15 protein-coding genes and 1 other RNA gene are annotated in these 16,164 nt (G+C 66.4%); 2 read left to right on the top strand and 14 right to left on the bottom strand.

Going from position 1 to position 16,164, the window contains the following annotated elements:
- Nucleotides 1-66 precede the first annotated feature (66 nt).
- From HWX39_RS20530 to ndk, 3 genes are all read right to left on the bottom strand, one after another.
- A complete protein-coding gene (locus HWX39_RS20530) occupies nt 67-1,086 on the bottom strand; it encodes a helix-turn-helix domain-containing protein (RefSeq protein ID WP_175969726.1) in 1,020 nt (339 codons plus the stop codon).
- A 164-nt stretch (nt 1,087-1,250) separates the two neighbouring features.
- Nucleotides 1,251-2,390 (bottom strand): 23S rRNA (adenine(2503)-C(2))-methyltransferase RlmN, encoded by a 1,140-nt coding sequence (gene rlmN, locus HWX39_RS20525; RefSeq protein WP_175969725.1) that lies wholly within the window; start codon nt 2,388-2,390, stop codon nt 1,251-1,253.
- A 55-nt stretch (nt 2,391-2,445) separates the two neighbouring features.
- The gene (gene ndk, locus HWX39_RS20520; protein WP_006478674.1) at nt 2,446-2,871 is read right to left on the bottom strand and encodes a nucleoside-diphosphate kinase; all 426 of its coding nucleotides are present in this window, start codon (nt 2,869-2,871) and stop codon (nt 2,446-2,448) included.
- A 250-nt stretch (nt 2,872-3,121) separates the two neighbouring features.
- On the opposite strand from ndk, the gene HWX39_RS20515 reads away from it, so the two are divergent.
- Nucleotides 3,122-3,820, top strand: coding sequence for a Bax inhibitor-1/YccA family protein (locus HWX39_RS20515; protein WP_006761414.1), 699 nt, complete (start codon nt 3,122-3,124; stop codon nt 3,818-3,820).
- Between the two features lie 64 nt (nt 3,821-3,884).
- Here the strand turns inward: HWX39_RS20515 and rlmD are convergent, their stop codons facing one another.
- Nucleotides 3,885-5,282 carry a 23S rRNA (uracil(1939)-C(5))-methyltransferase RlmD gene (gene rlmD, locus HWX39_RS20510; protein WP_175956018.1) on the bottom strand — a complete coding sequence of 466 codons (1,398 nt, stop codon included), beginning with the start codon at nt 5,280-5,282 and terminating at the stop codon, nt 3,885-3,887.
- Between the two features lie 221 nt (nt 5,283-5,503).
- On the opposite strand from rlmD, the gene HWX39_RS20505 reads away from it, so the two are divergent.
- On the top strand, nt 5,504-6,358 hold the full coding sequence (locus tag HWX39_RS20505) for an endonuclease/exonuclease/phosphatase family protein (RefSeq protein ID WP_175969724.1): 855 nt from the start codon (nt 5,504-5,506) through the stop codon (nt 6,356-6,358).
- A 30-nt stretch (nt 6,359-6,388) separates the two neighbouring features.
- Here the strand turns inward: HWX39_RS20505 and HWX39_RS20500 are convergent, their stop codons facing one another.
- The 10 genes from HWX39_RS20500 to ffs form a co-directional block, all read right to left on the bottom strand.
- Nucleotides 6,389-7,165, bottom strand: a complete 777-nt coding sequence (locus HWX39_RS20500; RefSeq protein WP_175956008.1) for a 3'-5' exonuclease — start codon at nt 7,163-7,165, stop codon at nt 6,389-6,391.
- Nucleotides 7,166-7,168: 3 nt separating this feature from the next.
- A complete protein-coding gene (gene rpoS, locus HWX39_RS20495; protein ID WP_175969723.1) occupies nt 7,169-8,257 on the bottom strand; it encodes an RNA polymerase sigma factor RpoS in 1,089 nt (362 codons plus the stop codon).
- 11 nt (nt 8,258-8,268) lie between these two features.
- A complete protein-coding gene (locus HWX39_RS20490) occupies nt 8,269-9,153 on the bottom strand; it encodes a peptidoglycan DD-metalloendopeptidase family protein (protein ID WP_175969722.1) in 885 nt (294 codons plus the stop codon).
- Nucleotides 9,154-9,158: 5 nt separating this feature from the next.
- Nucleotides 9,159-10,079, bottom strand: coding sequence for a protein-L-isoaspartate(D-aspartate) O-methyltransferase (locus HWX39_RS20485; RefSeq protein ID WP_175969721.1), 921 nt, complete (start codon nt 10,077-10,079; stop codon nt 9,159-9,161).
- Nucleotides 10,076-10,837 (bottom strand): 5'/3'-nucleotidase SurE, encoded by a 762-nt coding sequence (gene surE / locus HWX39_RS20480; RefSeq protein WP_175969720.1) that lies wholly within the window; start codon nt 10,835-10,837, stop codon nt 10,076-10,078. Before surE ends, HWX39_RS20485 begins: the two co-directional genes overlap by 4 nt.
- A gap of 222 nt (nt 10,838-11,059) precedes the next feature.
- Nucleotides 11,060-12,265, bottom strand: a complete 1,206-nt coding sequence (locus HWX39_RS20475; protein WP_175969719.1) for a CaiB/BaiF CoA-transferase family protein — start codon at nt 12,263-12,265, stop codon at nt 11,060-11,062.
- A 48-nt stretch (nt 12,266-12,313) separates the two neighbouring features.
- Nucleotides 12,314-12,910 carry a recombination mediator RecR gene (gene recR / locus HWX39_RS20470; RefSeq protein ID WP_006478665.1) on the bottom strand — a complete coding sequence of 199 codons (597 nt, stop codon included), beginning with the start codon at nt 12,908-12,910 and terminating at the stop codon, nt 12,314-12,316.
- Nucleotides 12,911-12,941: 31 nt separating this feature from the next.
- Nucleotides 12,942-13,268, bottom strand: a complete 327-nt coding sequence (locus HWX39_RS20465) for a YbaB/EbfC family nucleoid-associated protein (RefSeq protein ID WP_006482124.1) — start codon at nt 13,266-13,268, stop codon at nt 12,942-12,944.
- Nucleotides 13,269-13,360: 92 nt separating this feature from the next.
- Nucleotides 13,361-15,736: a DNA polymerase III subunit gamma/tau gene (locus HWX39_RS20460; protein ID WP_175969718.1), complete on the bottom strand. Its 2,376-nt coding sequence runs from the start codon at nt 15,734-15,736 to the stop codon at nt 13,361-13,363.
- Nucleotides 15,737-15,863: 127 nt separating this feature from the next.
- An RNA gene (ffs, locus tag HWX39_RS20455) (signal recognition particle sRNA small type) lies at nt 15,864-15,962 on the bottom strand.
- Nucleotides 15,963-16,164: the final 202 nt, after the last annotated feature.

Here is a 16,164-nt window from a genome sequence, read left to right as displayed (position 1 = left end):
TGAAAAAGCGCCGTGCCCTCGCGGCCTGTCGATATCGACGACAGGCCTTCGCCACGGCGCTTGACGTCAGGGCAACGTGAACCGCGCCACATTACCCCGCGCTGCCGAATATTTTGCCGGATCGACAGGTTTTCCGTCGAACGCGATTGCGTCGAGGCCCGCCTTGTTGCCGATCGTGACCTTGAACGGGCCGTCGCCGGCGACCTGCTTCGCCTCGCCGCCGTGTACCAGCCCGGAGAACAGCTCCTTGCCGCTCTTGTCGCGCACGCTGAACCAGCTGTCCTGCTTCACCTTCAGCTCCACCATCGACTGGCCGGCCGCGACCACGACGCTCGCCGGCGCGGCGGCGCTTGCGGCCGTCGTTGCCGCGACGGGCTGTGAAGCGGCTGCCGTCACGACCGGCGCCACGGGCGCAGGCGCCGGAACAGCCGACGCAACGGCCGGCGCCGGAGCTGCCGACGCAACAGCCGAGGCCGGAACCTCATTTGCGACCCCAGCAGAGGCACCACCCGAGGCCGCCTCTTCGGCGGATGACGGCGATGCCGCCACCGGCACGCTCGCGGCCGACGCATGCTCCGCGTCGCCGCTCTTGAAGCGCGCGAGCAGGCTCGACGAATCGCCGCCAGTGTGCCACATCAGTACTGCAACCACTGCGACGACGACGATCCCCGTGCCCCACAGCCACGGGTGATGGCGCGACGATCCGCCCAGCGGAATCGACACGCGGCCGCGCGGCAGATCCGTCCCCGACGACGCAGGCATCGACAGGTCGACTTCCTGCACCCCGCGCTCACGGCGCAACGCCTGCGCGAACGGTTCCGGATCGACGCCGAGCATCTTCGCGTAGCTGCGCACGACACCAAGCGCGAACGTCACGCCGGGCAAATGGCTGATGTCGCCGGCCTCGAGCGCCCGAAGCTTCTGCGGTGCGACCTTGAGTCGCGCCGACACGTCGTCGACGGTCCAACCTCTCGTTTCCCGAAGCTGCGCCAGTCGGCTGCCGACTGCCGCAAGCGATTCCAACCCTGCCGGTGCCGGCTTCGCGCCATTCGTCTCTGCGCCGTTAGACGGCTGCGGCTCACTCATCCTTGTCCTCGCGTCGATTCTTCTTCACTGGCGGCCGCCGCCGGTTCCCGCCGGCCGGCACCCGCAACTGTCCATACCATGCGCGACGCCGAGGCGCCGCGACCGATCGCTGTTCGCGTGTTGTACCGCTCAAAGGCCCTGGCATCCCCGGCCGGGCGCCCCTGTCAAATCGCCCTAACTTCGATGATTTTTCCTGCTGCGCCCGTACGTTCCGCGAGGCGCGTGCGATCCTTCACTGCGCCGGCCAGCTGGCCGCACGCGGCATCGATATCGTCGCCGCGCGTCTTGCGCACGGTCGTGACGACTCCCGCGTCGATGAGAATCTGCGCAAAGCGCTTGATCTGCTCCGGCTTCGAGCGGATGAGGCCCGATTCCGGAAACGGATTGAACGGGATCAGATTGAACTTGCACGGCACGTCGCGCGTGACGGCCAGCAGTTCGCGCGCATGCGCTTCGGTGTCGTTGACGCCGTCCAGCATGCAGTATTCGAAAGTGATGAAGTCGCGCGGTGCGACTTTCAGATAACGCTGGCAAGCCGCCATCAGCTCGCGCAGCGGATACTTCTTGTTGAGCGGCACCAGCTCGTCGCGCAGCGGATCGTTCGGCGCGTGCAGCGAAACGGCCAGCGCAACCGGCAGTTCGGCGCCGAGGCGGTCCATCATCGGCACCACGCCGGACGTCGACAGCGTGACGCGGCGGCGCGACAGGCCGTACGCGTTGTCGTCGAGCATCAGCCGCATCGCCGGCACGACCGCGCTGTAATTCAGCAGCGGCTCGCCCATGCCCATCATCACCACGTTGGTGACGACCCGCTCTGCCTTACCGTTCGGGCCGGGCGCGCGGCCCAGCGACGCTCGCAATGCAAATTCGGCCATCCGTAGCTGGCCGATGATTTCGGCTGTCGACAGGTTGCGGGAAAAGCCCTGCTTGCCCGTCGAACAGAAGCGGCAGTTGACCGCACACCCGGCCTGCGACGACACGCACAGCGTGCCGCGCGTCTCTTCCGGGATGAACACGGTTTCGACCGCATTGCCGTTTCCGACGTCGATCAGCCACTTGCGCGTGCCGTCGGCGGAAACGTGATCGCTGGCAATCTCGGGCATGCCGATCGACGCGCGGCCCTTGAGTTTCTCTCTCAAGGACTTCGCGAGATCGGTCATGCCGTCGAAGTCGCCAGCGTTGTACTGGTGAATCCAGCGCTGCAACTGCTTGGCGCGGAACGGCTTCTCGCCGAGGCTGCCGCAGTACGCGACCAGACCCTCGGCGTCGAAGTCGAGAAGATTGACGGAAGTTTCGCTCGTCATGATGTGCTGCCTTGCCGCGTGCGCTGAATCCTGCCTACTTGCTGCCAGCCGGGGCTTAGCGCGAGTAAACGTTCATTTCCGGGAAGAAGAACGCGATTTCGACCGCTGCCGTTTCTGCAGCGTCCGAGCCGTGAACGGCGTTCGCGTCGATGCTGTCGGCGAAATCGGCGCGGATCGTGCCCTTTTCTGCCTTCTTCGGATCCGTTGCGCCCATCAGGTCGCGGTTCTTCAGGATCGCGCCTTCACCTTCCAGAACCTGGATCATCACCGGGCCCGAGATCATGAAATCGACGAGGTCCTTGAAGAACGGACGTGCTGCGTGAACCGCATAGAACTTCTCTGCGTCAGCACGCGACAGGTGAGCCATGCGCGATGCGACGATCTTCAGGCCGGCGCCTTCGAAACGGCTGTAGATCTGGCCGATCACGTTCTTTGCCACCGCATCCGGCTTGATGATCGACAGGGTGCGCTCGATTGCCATAAAAACTCCAAAAAATTAAGAAGTTACAGGTTCAAATGAATCCGCTATTGTAGCACGATCCCGTGTATCATTGCGATTGAACCCTTACATACATGAAAGGTTCAGAATCCATATGTTTTAGTGCCGCCCGGCCATTGAAACCTCTCGGCACGGAACGTATCTTAGCCATAGCTGCCCCGGTTTGCTGCGCCGCACATCGCGCGCGCCGAACCGGCCCTGGACGCCCATGCGTTCAATGTTAGGAGAAACCATGAACGACTATCCGTACAATTTCGGCCGCGGCGGTTCCGTCAGCACCGCCGAAGTTCGCAACCGCGTGCTGCGAAACACGTACTGGCTGCTCGCGCTGTCGATGGTGCCGACCGTGTTGGGCGCCTGGGTCGGCGTCGCGACGGGCTTCTCGCTGTTCGCAGCCACGAGCCCGATGATGAGCCTGCTCGCGTTCTTCGCGATCGCGTTCGGCTTCATGTTCGCGATCGAGCGGACGAAGAACAGCGCGGCCGGCGTGTTCGTGCTGCTCGGCTTCACGTTCTTCATGGGCCTGATGCTGTCGCGGCTGCTGAGCTTCATCCTCGGCTTTTCGAACGGCCCGTCGCTGATCATGCTTGCGTTCGGCGGCACCGGCATCATCTTCGCCGCGATGGCGACGATCGCCACCGTCAGCAAGCGCGACTTCTCGGGGCTCGGCAAGTGGCTGTTCATGGGCGTGATCGTGATCCTGCTCGCCTCGGTCGCGAACATCTTCCTGCAACTCCCGGCCCTGATGCTCACCGTGTCGGTACTCGCGATCGCGATCTTCTCCGCATACATGCTGTTCGACGTCCAGCGCGTCGTGAACGGCGGCGAGACGAACTACATCTCGGCAACGCTCGCGATCTACCTCGACCTGTACAACGTGTTCACGAACCTGCTCGCGCTGCTCGGCATCTTCGGCGGCAACCGCAACTGACGTTTGCTGCACACCCTGAAAAAACCGGCCCGCGGGCCGGTTTTTTTACGTCCGCCGCGTGGGCTCAGTCGCGCTCGAACAGCGCGATCGATTCGACGTGCGACGTATTCGGGAACATGTTCACGACACCGGCGCCCTTCAGGCGATAGCCGGCCTCGTGCACGAGCAGACCCGCGTCGCGCGCCAGCGTCGACGGGTTGCACGACACGTAGACGATGCGCTTCGGCAGCGGGCCTTCACCGCTCTGCGCAATCTCGGCCAGCGCCTTCGACACTGCGAGCGCGCCTTCGCGCGGCGGGTCGATCAGGAACTTGTCGAATGCGCCGAGCGCGCGGATGTCATCGCCCGTCACTTCGAACAGGTTACGGCACGCGAACGTCGTATGGCCGTCGACACCGTTCTCGCGCGCGTTCGCCAGCGCGCGTGTCGTCAGCGTGTCGCTGCCTTCGATGCCCATCACCTCGCGCGACAGCCGCGCGAGCGGCAGCGTGAAGTTGCCGATCCCGCAGAACAGGTCGAGCACGCGGTCGTCGCGCGACGGCGCGAGCAGACGCAGCGCGCGGCCCACCAGCACACGGTTGATCTGATGGTTGACCTGCGTGAAGTCGGTCGGCTTGAACGGCATGCGGATGCCGAATTCCGGCAACGTGTAGTCGAGCGATACGTCGAGCGGATAGAACGGCGTTACCGTGTCCGGGCCTTTCGGCTGCAGCCAGAACTGCACCTTGTGCTCGTCCGCGAACGCGCGCAACAGCGCTTCGTCGTCCGCGTTGATCGGCTCCAGGACCCGAAGCACGAGCGCCGTGACTTCCGAGCCGACCGCAAGCTCGATCTGCGGCATCCGATCGCGGATCGACAGCCCCTCGACCAGCCGGCGCAGCGGCACGAGCATTGCGGACACGTGCGGCGGCAGCACTTCGCAGCTCGTCATGTCGGCGACGTAGCTGCTCTTCTTCTCATGGAAGCCGACCAGCACGCCGCCCTTCTTCGCGACGTTGCGCACGGTCAGGCGTGCGCGGTAGCGATAGCCCCAGGACGGGCCGTGGATAGGCGCGAACATCGTTTCCGCGCGCAGCTTCGCCAGGTGCCACAGGTTGTCTTCGAGCACGCGCTGCTTGACCGCCACCTGCGCACGCATGTCGAGATGCTGCATCGAACAGCCGCCGCAGGTGCCGAAGAACGCGCATTTCGGCTTCGTGCGCATCACGCTCGGGCGCAGAATGTCGACAACCGTCGCCTGCTCGTAGCTCGGCTTGCGACGGAAGCTCGAATAGGTCACGCGCTCGCCTGGCAACGCACCCTCGACGAAGATGACCTTGCCCGGCTCGCCGTCCTCGGTCATCGTGCGGCCAACACCGCGCGCTTCCATGTCGAGCGATTCGATCTCGAGAACCGGGGCAATTCCGGGCGCGACGGGCGCATTTCTAGATTTGCGCGCAGAAGTGGGGACGGCTTCGGACACCAGCTTTTCCTGACAAACGTTGAAGAAGGCGAGATTGTAGACGACGAAGGCCCGGATCGCCCGCTTTGCATGACGCAAGCGTCGATACTTGAGCATAGACGGTCCGGCATCGCGCCGGAGCCGCGAGGCAGGCGGCCCGGAAGCACCACGGCCGGGTGCCGATCGACAGGCCGATCGGACGCGGCCCTCGGCCCGAAATTCGCCCGACAGGAGATTCGACCATGCGACTGATCGACTGGAACATCCAATGGGGTCGGGACGCAGACGGCAGCGTCGATCTTTCGCGCACCGTCGCGGCGATCCGCGAACTCGGCGACTTCGACGTGCTGTGCCTTCAGGAGGTTACGCGCGGCTTCGGCGCACTGCCCGGCCGGCCCGGCGCCGACCAGTTCGCCGAACTCGCGGCGCTGCTGCCCGGCCATACGATCATCGAGGCGATCGGCGCCGACCTGCCAGCCATCGAAGCCGGCGCGCCGCGCCGCCAGTTCGGCCACGCGATCGCGACCCGGCTGCCGGTCGGGCGCGTGCTCCGCCAGTTGCTGCCTTGGCCAGCCGACGCCGGTGCGCCGTCGATGCCGCGCGTTGCGCTCGATGTCGAGTTGCAGGCGCCCTTCGGGCCACTGCGGGTGGTCACCACGCATCTGGAATACTATTCGGCGCGCCAGCGGCTCGCTCAGGTCGACGCGCTGCGTGGCCGGCACCGCGAGGCCTGCGCACACGCGGCACAACCGGCGCCTGCCGAAACCGCCGAGGGGCCATTCAGCGCAACCTGCCAGCCGTGCGATGCAATCGTGTGCGGCGATTTCAACAGCGCGTTCGGCAGCGATGCCTATCGCCGATTCCTGGAGCCGATCCCAGACGCGCCGCGCTTCATCGACGCATGGGTCGCACGGCACCCTGGCCGCACGCCACCGCCGACGGCCGGGGTCTACGATACGGTGCAATGGTCGGAGGGGCCGCTCGCGTGCGACTTCGTGTTCGTGACCGATACGTTGCTGCCGCGCGTCACGCGCTGCGAGATCGACGGCGATGTGCGCGCGTCGGATCACCAGCCGGTGCTGCTCGAACTCTCGTGATCGCACCGGCTGCTGAGCACCCCACCCGCGTTACGCGTCGAAGCCGGCCAGGTATTCGGTCCAGTGCGACGCAGGTTCCTGCGCAAGCGAGTTCCTCACGAGCAGGATCTCGTCTGCATACTCGCTCGGCGTCAGGCCACCGCGCATCAACTGGAACCGGCAATACAGCAGGTAGGTATTGACGACGTCGGTTTCGCAATAGTTGCGGATTTCCTCGATCCGCCCTGCCTGGAACGCCGGCCACACCTGGCTGCCGTCCATTCCGAGCTTGCCCGGAAATCCGCACATCTTCGCGAGCGCGTCGAGCGGCGCGTTCGCGCGCGCCTGATACATCGCGAGCACATCCATCAGGTCGGTATGCCGCGAGTGGTAGCGCGAGATGTAGTTGTTCCACTTGAAATCGCGATCGTCCTCGCCGAGATCCCAGTAGCGCGACGCGGGGATGCCGTGCACGAGCGCGCGGTAATGGAGCACCGGCAAATCGAAGCCGCCGCCGTTCCACGACACGAGCTGCGGCGTGTATTTCTCGATCACGCGATAGAACGACTGAATCAGCGTCGCCTCGTTGTCCTGCGGCGTGCCGAGCGAGCGCACGCGAAAACCGTTGTTGTCGCGGAACACGCAAGAAATCGCCGCGATGCGCTGCAGGTGATGCGGCAGGAAATCGCTGCCGGTCTTCTCGCGGCGCGCGGCGAACGCATGTTCGGCCACCGCGGCATCGTCGAGCGTCGCGGGCAGGTCTTCCAGACGGCGAATGCCGTCGACATCGGGAATTGTCTCGATGTCAAAAACAAGAATCGGAGTCATCGGTTACAGAACGGCGTCCTTACGCACACCGTTGGAGGCGAAAAACCGCTTGAGGCGCACCAGCGCTTCCTGCTGGATCTGACGCACGCGCTCGCGCGTGAGCCCCATCTCGTCGGCCAGCTCCTCGAGCGTCGCCGGTTCGATGTGGTTCAGGCCGAAGCGGCGCTCGATCACGTGCCGATGCTTGTCGGACAGCCGCGACAGCCACGCGCGCGTCAGCGTCTCGAGCTCGCGGTGCTGCACCTCGGCATCGGGCGACTGGCTCTGGTCGTCGGGCAGCAGGTCGAGCAGGCTGCTCGCGGGATCGAGGTCGAGCGGCGCGTCGAGCGACGCCGTGTGCTCGTTGAGCGCGAGGATGTCGGTAACTTCCTCGGCGGTCTTGCCGGTGAGATAGGCGATGTCGTCGATGCTGGCTTCGCGGCGCTCGGCCGCTTCGCCCGTCGACATCGAGTTCTTTTCGAGGTGGCGCTTCGCGCGCAGCACCTGGTTCAGTTCACGGATCACGTGCACGGGCAGGCGCACCGTGCGGGCCTGGTTCATGATCGCGCGCTCGATGCTCTGCCGGATCCACCACGTCGCATACGTGGAAAAACGAAAGCCGCGCGTCGGGTCGAATTTTTCGATTGCATGCATCAGGCCGAGGTTGCCTTCCTCGATCAGGTCGAGCAGCGGCACGCCACGGTTCAGATAGCCCTTCGCGATGCTGACGACGAGGCGCAGGTTGCGCTCGATCATCACCTGCCGCGCCTCGAATTCGCCGGCCTTGGCCAGACGCGAATAGCGCTGCTCCTCCTCGACGGTGAGCAGCGGCTTTACGCTGATGCGGTTCAGGTAATGCTGAATCGTGTCGGCCGTGAGTTCGGCCTGTAGCAGCGTGCGGAAATCGTCGACGTCGGGCGACCCCTCGGCGCGGCCTTCGCGCTCGTCGTCGCCACCTTCCGCGTCAGAGTCGCGTGCCTCGAGGTCACGCTCGTTGTCCGCGACATCGTCTTCGTCGTCCGTCGAAGCACCAGCTCGCCCCACCGATGCTTGCGTGGCACGACTGATTTTCTCAGACTCGGCTTGCGGCTCGTGGCGCTTCGATTTCGGCATGGTCGTCTCGATTATTGAGGCGGCAAATACTTCAGCGGATCGACAGGTTTACCCTGCCGGCGAACCTCGAAATGCAGCATCACACGGTCGGAATCGCTATTCCCCATCTCGGCGATCTTCTGCCCCTTCGTTACCGCGTCCCCCTCTTTTACCATCAAAGCGCGATTGTGTGCATACGCCGTGAGGTAAGTTGCATCGTGCTTGATGATAATGAGGTTGCCGTAGCCGCGCAGACCATTGCCGGAGTAGACGACGCGACCGTCGGCCGCCGCCTTCACGGTCTCGCCGGCCGTACCGCCGATATTGACGCCCTTGTTCTTCGCGTCGTCGAAACCGTTCAGCACGGGACCGCGCGCGGGCCACGCGAACGTCACGGGGCCGCTCGGCGCGGCAGCCGTATCGCTCGATGCGGCTGCCGCGGCAGGCGGCGTCGCGACCGACGACGTACCGGCGCCCGGCGTTGCCGGGCCGCTGCTGAGCGGCGCGGTCGCAACGGCGGCGCCCGCGATCGGCGCGGCGACCTGCGTGCCCGCCACGGCGGCACCGGCCTGCGGCGAAACGCGCAGCAGCTGGTCGACTTCAATCTGATTCGGGTTCGCCAGGTTGTTCCACGCAGCGATGTCGCGGTAGTTCTGCCCGTTTTCGAGTGCGATCCGGTACAGCGTGTCGCCCGGCTTCACCCGGTAGTAACCCGGCGGTGCCGGGGGGAGCGGCGCCGCCGGCTGCGCGGTGCCGGTCGTGCCGAGCGAACCGGAGCGATCGACGACGGGCGCGTTGTCGAGCCGCGTCGCACAGGCGGCCAGAAGCGTGGAGAACGCAGCTACGCAGATCGCGCGCTGGGCGAGCGTGAGCGGTTCCCTGGAACGGTTGTTTTGCATCGCGCGCAACATACTCATCGGTTTCAAATTACTCCGGATTTTAAAGGGACAAAGAAAACGCGATCAAGCCGTGACTCTCGCCATTGCGCGTGCGCGACGCGCTCGACGAGCGTGAGCACCTGGTGCGACCCGCTCTGCGCGCCCACCGGCGCGACGAGCCTCCCGCCGATCGCGAGTTGCTCGAGCAGCGCCTGCGGCACGTCGAGCCCCGCCGCTGCGATCACGATCGCGTCGAACGGGGCCGCGGACGGCAGGCCGACACGCCCGTCGCCGTAGTGCAGACGGATGTTCGGCACGCGTAGCGGCCGCAGGTTCAGCTTCGCGCGCTCGTAGAGCGGCTTGATGCGTTCAATCGAATACACGTCGCGTGCCACGTGGCTCAGCACGGCGGCCTGATAGCCGCAGCCCGTGCCGATCTCGAGGACGCGCTCGAGCGTGCGGCCGGCCATCGCGAGCTCGATCATGCGCGCGACGACCGACGGCTTTGAAATGGTCTGCTGGTGGCCGATCGGCAACGCGGAATCCTCGTAAGCCTGCGTCGCGAGCCCCGGATCCACGAACATGTGTCGCGGCACCGCGGCCATCGCTTCCAGCACGCGCGCGTCGGTCACGCCGTTCGCGCGCAGCCGTTCGACCATCCGTTCGCGCACACGTTCCGACGTGAGTGCAAACGTGCCGGCCGGCGCGGCCGGCTTCGGCATCGCGGGCTTCAGCACGGTTGGCTTCGGTGCGGTCGCCGGCTTCGCGGCGGCGGAGCCGGGCAATGCAGTGCGGGCCGCAGCAGGCTTCACCGCAACCGGTTTCAGCACGGCCGCGGGCTTGTCGGCGGCCTTCGATACCGCGACCGCCGCATGGCGTTCGCCGGCCCGGCCTTCCGACTTGCGTGGCGCTCGCTTGAGATCTTCGAGCGCGAGCGGGAACCGCTTCGCGCGCTCGCCGCTCATGAAGCCCGCCCTCCAGCGCGCGCCCATTCGCGCGTCGCGGGCAGCATCTGCGTATGCGTGAGGTCCAGCTGCAGCGGCGTGATCGACACGAAACCGTTTGCCACCGCGTGAAAATCGGTGCCGTCGCTGGCGTCCATCGCTTCGCCCGCCGCGCCGATCCAGTAGATCGGTTCGCCGCGCGGGTCGGTCTGGCGAATCACCGGCTGCGACGGATGACGCTTGCCGAGGCGCGTGACCTTCCAGCCTTTCAGTTCGTGGTACGGCAGGTTCGGAATATTGACGTTCAGCAACGGCTGGCCCGGCAGCGGATGCGCGAGATAGTGCTCGACGATTTCCGCGGCGACGCGCGCGGCGTCCGCCAGATGGGCCCAACCCTTATCGACCAGCGAAAATGCGATGGCCGGCACGCCGAACATGACGCCTTCGGTGGCGGCCGCAACTGTCCCCGAATAGAGCGTGTCTTCGCCCATGTTCTGGCCGTTGTTGATCCCGGAAACGACGAGGTCCGGCGTGGCGCCGGCCATCCCCGTCAACGCGACGTGCACCGAATCGGTCGGCGTGCCGTTCACGTAGAAAAAACCCGTACTCGCCGCGCGCTGCACCGACAGCGGCCGCGACAACGTGAGTGAATTCGACGCGCCGCTGCAGTTCTGCTCGGGCGCGATCACCGTGAGTTCGGCCAGCGGCTGCAGCGCGCCGCTGAGCGCGGCGAGACCGGGGGCGAGATAGCCGTCGTCGTTGCTGAGTAGGATTCGCATCCGGCGATTGTAACCGAGGAAAGATGGCGCGAGAGCGACAGTCCGGCGACTGCGGATGGAAGGTTGCGGGCACCCGGACACGCTGCGCCGTTGCGTTGCGGTGCGGCGTTCCGCGTGCTCAGGAAAACGCCGCGCCGCCCCGGGTTTCCCCTCGCCAACCACGCCCCGTTGGGGAGCACGCCATTCCGGGAGCCTGGCTCGATGCGACAGGCCCGAGGGCGCTCAAATCGCGCCCGCGTCGCGCAATGCGGCAATCGCCTGTGCGTCGTAGCCCAGGCCGCGCAGCACCTCGTCCGTATGCTCGCCGAGCTCGGGGCCGAGCCAGCGCGTTTCTCCCGGCGTGTCGGACAGCTTCGGCGTGATGTTCGGCAGCGGAATGTCGGTGCCGTCGGCCAGCTTGAAACGCTGGATCATCTGCCGCGCGACGAACTGCGGATCGGTGAACATGTCGGCGGCGCTGTAGATGCGCCCGGCCGGCACGTCGGCCGCGTTGAGCACGACGAGCGCTTCGTCGATCGTGCGCGGCGCGAGCCACGCGGCGATCGCTTCGTCGATCTCCTGGGTGCGCGGCACGCGCCCGTCGTTTTGCGCGAGCGCGGGATCGTCGGCGAGGTCGTCGCGCCCGATCGCCTTCATCAGCCGCTTGAAGATCGGATCGCTGTTGCCGCCGATCACGATGCTGCCGTCGCGGCACGCATAGGTATTCGACGGCACGATGCCCGGCAGCGACGCGCCGGTGCGCTCGCGCACCATCCCGTACACGCCGTATTCGGGCACCACGCTTTCCATCATGTTGAAGACGGCTTCATACAGGGCAACATCGACCACCTGCCCCGCACCGCCGTTGACCTTGCGGTGATGCAGCGCCATCAGTGCGCCGATCACGCCGTGCAGCGCGGCGATCGAATCGCCGATCGAGATGCCGATGCGCGGGGGCGGCAACTCGGGATAGCCGGTGATGTGACGCAGCCCGCCCATCGACTCGGCAATCGCGCCGAATCCCGGCCGGTCGCGGTACGGGCCCGTCTGCCCGTAACCGGACAGGCGCACCATCACGAGGCCCGGGTTGTCGGCCGACAGCACGTCGTAGCCGAGCCCGAGCTTTTCGAGCAAGCCCGGGCGGAAATTCTCGATCACGATGTCGGCTTCGCGCGCGAGTTGCCGCGCGATCGCCTTGCCGGCGTCGGCCTTCAGGTTGAGCGTGACCGATTTCTTGTTGCGCGCCTGGACGGACCACCACAGCGACGTGCCGCCCTGCTCCGGGTGGAGCTTGCGCCACTTGCGCAGCGGGTCCCCGCCGTTCGGATCCTCGATCTTGATCACTTCCGCGCCGAATTCGGCGAACAGCCGCGACGCAAACGGCCCCGCGATCAGCGTTCCGAATTCGAGCACTTTGACGCCCGCGAGCGGGCCCTGGCTGGTGCTCATGTGTCTCCCTGGTATGAGGAACGGCGCCGCCTGCAAGCGGCGCCCGGCTTACATCGTGCGGCGATCGAGCATCGCGCGGGCGATGGTGCCCGCGTCGACGTATTCGAGCTCGCCGCCCACCGGCACGCCGCGCGCGAGGCGCGTGACTGCGAGCCCGCGCGCCTTCAGCGTCTGGCCGAGGTAGTGCGCGGTGGCTTCGCCCTCGTTCGTGAAGTTGGTCGCGAGCACGACTTCCTTGACGACGCCGTCGGACGCGCGCCGCACGAGACGATCGAAATGGATTTCCTTCGGGCCGATCCCGTCGAGCGGGCTCAGCCGCCCCATCAGTACGAAATACAGCCCGCGGTAAGTCATCGTCTGCTCGAGCATGATCTGGTCGGCAGGTGTCTCGACGACGCACAGCAGCGTCGGATCACGTTCTTCGTCGCTGCAGACCTCGCAGATCTGCGCTTCGGTAAACGTGTTGCACTTCTCGCAGTGCTGCAGGTGCTCGGTCGCGAACAGCAGCGACCGGCCGAGCCGCTCCGCGCCCTCCCGATCGTGCTGCATCAGGTGGACCGCCATGCGCTGGGCGGATTTCGGCCCGACGCCGGGCAACACGCGCAACGCTTCGACGAGAGCGGACAGGGCGGACGGCTGTTTCATACGGCAGCAAAAAGTGGCACGGACGCTGCGCTCAGAACGGCAGCTTGAAGCCCGGGGGCAGCGGCAGGCCCGACGTCATGCCGCTCATCTTTTCCTGCGACGTCGCTTCGGCCTTGCGCACGGCGTCATTGAACGCAGCCGCGACGAGATCCTCGAGCATGTCCTTGTCGTCCGCGAGCAGGCTGGGGTCGATCGACACGCGACGCACTTCGTTGCGGCACGTCATCGTCACCTTGACGAGGCCGGCACCCGACTGCCCTTCGACTTCGATCAGCGCAAGCTGCTCCTGCATCTTCTTCATGTTTTCCTGCATTTGCTGCGCTTGCTTCATCAGTCCGGCGAGGTTGCCTTTCAACATGGGAATACTCCTTCTTGATCGTGTAAAAACCGGCACGCGGCGCGTGCCGGCCAATGTGTGGGCGTGATTGTGCCTGTCGCGGGGCGCTCAGTTCAATGCAGCGTCGGCGGCGGGCCATCCGACGCGGCGTCGGCGAGCGGGCGCACCGAACCCTCGACGATGCGCGCACCGAAATCGCGCACGAGCTGCTGGACGAACGGATCGCCGTGAATCTCCTGCTCGGCCTCGCGCTGACGTGCCGCGCGCGCGGCCGCATCGAGCGCCGCCGCCGTACGCCGTGCGGGCCCGACTTCGACGGCCACCTCGACCGGCTTGCCGAGCGCATCGGCCAGCGCGGCCTTCAGCTTCACCACCTGCGCGGCGTCCGCATATTGCGGCACCGGCACGGAAAGATTCAACGTCGTCGCATTGACGGCCGTCAGTTCGCTGTTGAACGCGAGCTGGTACGCGACGCCCTTGAGCGGCAGCCGCGCGGCCAGCGTCGGCCATTCACCGTCGAAGCCGACCGGATCGAGTGCGATCGCGGGCGGCAACGGACGCGTATCGACCGGCGCGGAAGGACGAATTTCCGCCGGTCCCGGCGTCACGCGCACATCGTCGGGGCCGCTGTCGAACACCGGCACGAAGCCATCGTCAGGCGGGCCGCCGAACATCTCGTCGGCGCTGAGCGGTACGTAGTCGTCGGGCGGGATGTCCTCCCACGGCGGCGACGCCTGGCGCGAATCGGCCGCCTGCGGCGCACGGGCCGCAGCGCGCGGCGTCGGCACCTGCACAGCGGCGGGACGCGGTGCAGCCGGCTTCTCGGCGGCCGGCTGGGCTGCCGGTTTAGCGGCGGCAGCGCCCGCGCGCCCGCGGTCGGACGATACACGCATCCCCGCGTTGCGCAGCACGTCGAGCGCGGCGGCGGCTCCTCCGGAACGCGCTGCCGGACGCGCGGCAGCCTCGGGCGGCGCAGCACGCGGAACCGGTTCGGCCGGCGCAGCCGGTTCGTCGCTTCGCTGCGCAACGGTAGCAGGCGGCTCGGGTTCCTTGCGCGCAGGTGCCGGGTTATCGCCGGCAGGCTCTGCTTGCGGTGCGGCAACCGTCTGCGGCTGCAGCGTTTCGATGGCTGGCGCGTCAACCGGGGCCGGGGCCGGGGCCGGCGCCGGCGCCCGGACGGCAGCCGGCTTCGCGGCCGGCCGGTCTGTTTCGTCGCCGGACTGCAGCGGCGCTGCAGGCACGACCGGTGCCGCGGGCGCTGCCGGTGCAACGGCCTGCGGCCGCGCTGCTTCGGCAGGTGCAGCCGACGCCGGCTTCGCCGCAGCGGCCGATGCCGCCGCAACGCGCGGACCCGGCACCGCACGCGGCACGGACGGCTGGCCGCCCGGCGCGCTGCCGGCGGCAACCGCCGGCTCGAACGCGAGCATCCGCAACAGCGTCATCGTGAAACCGGCGTACTCGTCCGGCGCCAGACCGAGCTCGGCGCGACCGACCGTCGAGATCTGATAGAACAGCTGGACCTGCTCGGGGCTCAGCGTCTCGGCGAAGCGGCGCAGGTCGCCCGCTTCCGGCCATTCGTCGAGCACCGAGCCCGGCGCGAACTGCGCCCACGCGATCCGGTGCAGCAGGCTCGCGAGATCCTGCAGCGCGGTCGAGAACGACAGGCTGCGCAGCGACATCTCGTCGGCGATCGCGAGGATTTCCGGGCCGCTGCCTGCGGCAAGCGCGTCGAGCAGACGCACCATGTATGTCTGGTCGAGTGCACCGAGCATGCCCGACACAGCCGACTCGGTCACTTCGTTCGCCGAATAGGCGATCGCCTGATCGGTGAGGGACAGCGCGTCGCGCATGCTGCCCTGCGCGGCACGCGCGAGCAGGCGCAGTGCCTGCGGTTCGAACGTGATCTGCTCTTCGCCGAGAATCCGTTCGAGATGCGACACGATGTGTCCGGCCGGCATCTGCTTCAGGTTGAACTGCAGGCAGCGCGACAGCACGGTAACGGGAATTTTCTGCGGATCGGTCGTCGCGAGGATGAACTTGACGTGCGGCGGCGGCTCTTCGAGCGTCTTCAGCATCGCGTTGAACGCGTGATTCGTCAGCATGTGCACTTCGTCGATCATGTAGACCTTGAAGCGTGCATCGACGGGCGCGTACACCGCGCGCTCGAGCAGCGCGGCCATTTCATCGACGCCGCGGTTGCTCGCGGCGTCCATCTCGACGTAATCGACGAAACGCCCTTCGTCGATCTCGCGACAGGCGCGACACACGCCGCATGGCTGCGACGTGACGCCGGTTTCACAGTTGAGCGCCTTGGCGAAGATCCGCGACAGCGTCGTCTTGCCGACACCGCGGGTTCCGGTAAACAGATAGGCGTGATGGAGACGCCCGCCGTCGAGCGCGTGCGTAAGCGCCCTGACGACGTGCTCCTGGCCGACGAGCGAAGCGAAATCCTTCGGACGCCACTTGCGTGCGAGAACTTGATAGGTCATCGGGAAATTGTATCAGTAACGCTGCGTCGCGCCGACACGCGAAACGGTGCGGAAGACAGGCAACGCGCAGGTAAAACGGAGTGTGATGCAGAAATAAAAAACGCCCGGCGAACGGGGCGAGAAGGAAGGTGACGAGCCCGACCCTCGGCACTGGCGGAAAACGATTGTGGCTGCTTCGTTCCCGACCTGACCAGGTTCACCGCCCCACCATGCGAGGAGGCCCGTCACGGCATATTCTATCACCGCTTCCGGATGAATGCGACCGTTTGTTCGCACCAATGCCAATTTGACCAGACAAACCGGCGCGCATCGGGCCGCACGAAGCTCCCCCGAAAGCGAATTGCATGCGCGCCCACCCCTTGTAATTCGCGGGCCGGCCTCCACCTGCGGGATACAACGGTCGAACGTCGCGTCGTACCCCTACTCGC

It is taken from the genome of Burkholderia sp. BCC0322 (assembly GCF_902833045.1).
Taxonomy (GTDB): Bacteria; Pseudomonadota; Gammaproteobacteria; order Burkholderiales; family Burkholderiaceae; genus Burkholderia.
The sequence above is the reverse complement of the archived record's forward strand: the minus strand, read 5'-3'. Positions and strand labels throughout refer to the sequence as shown.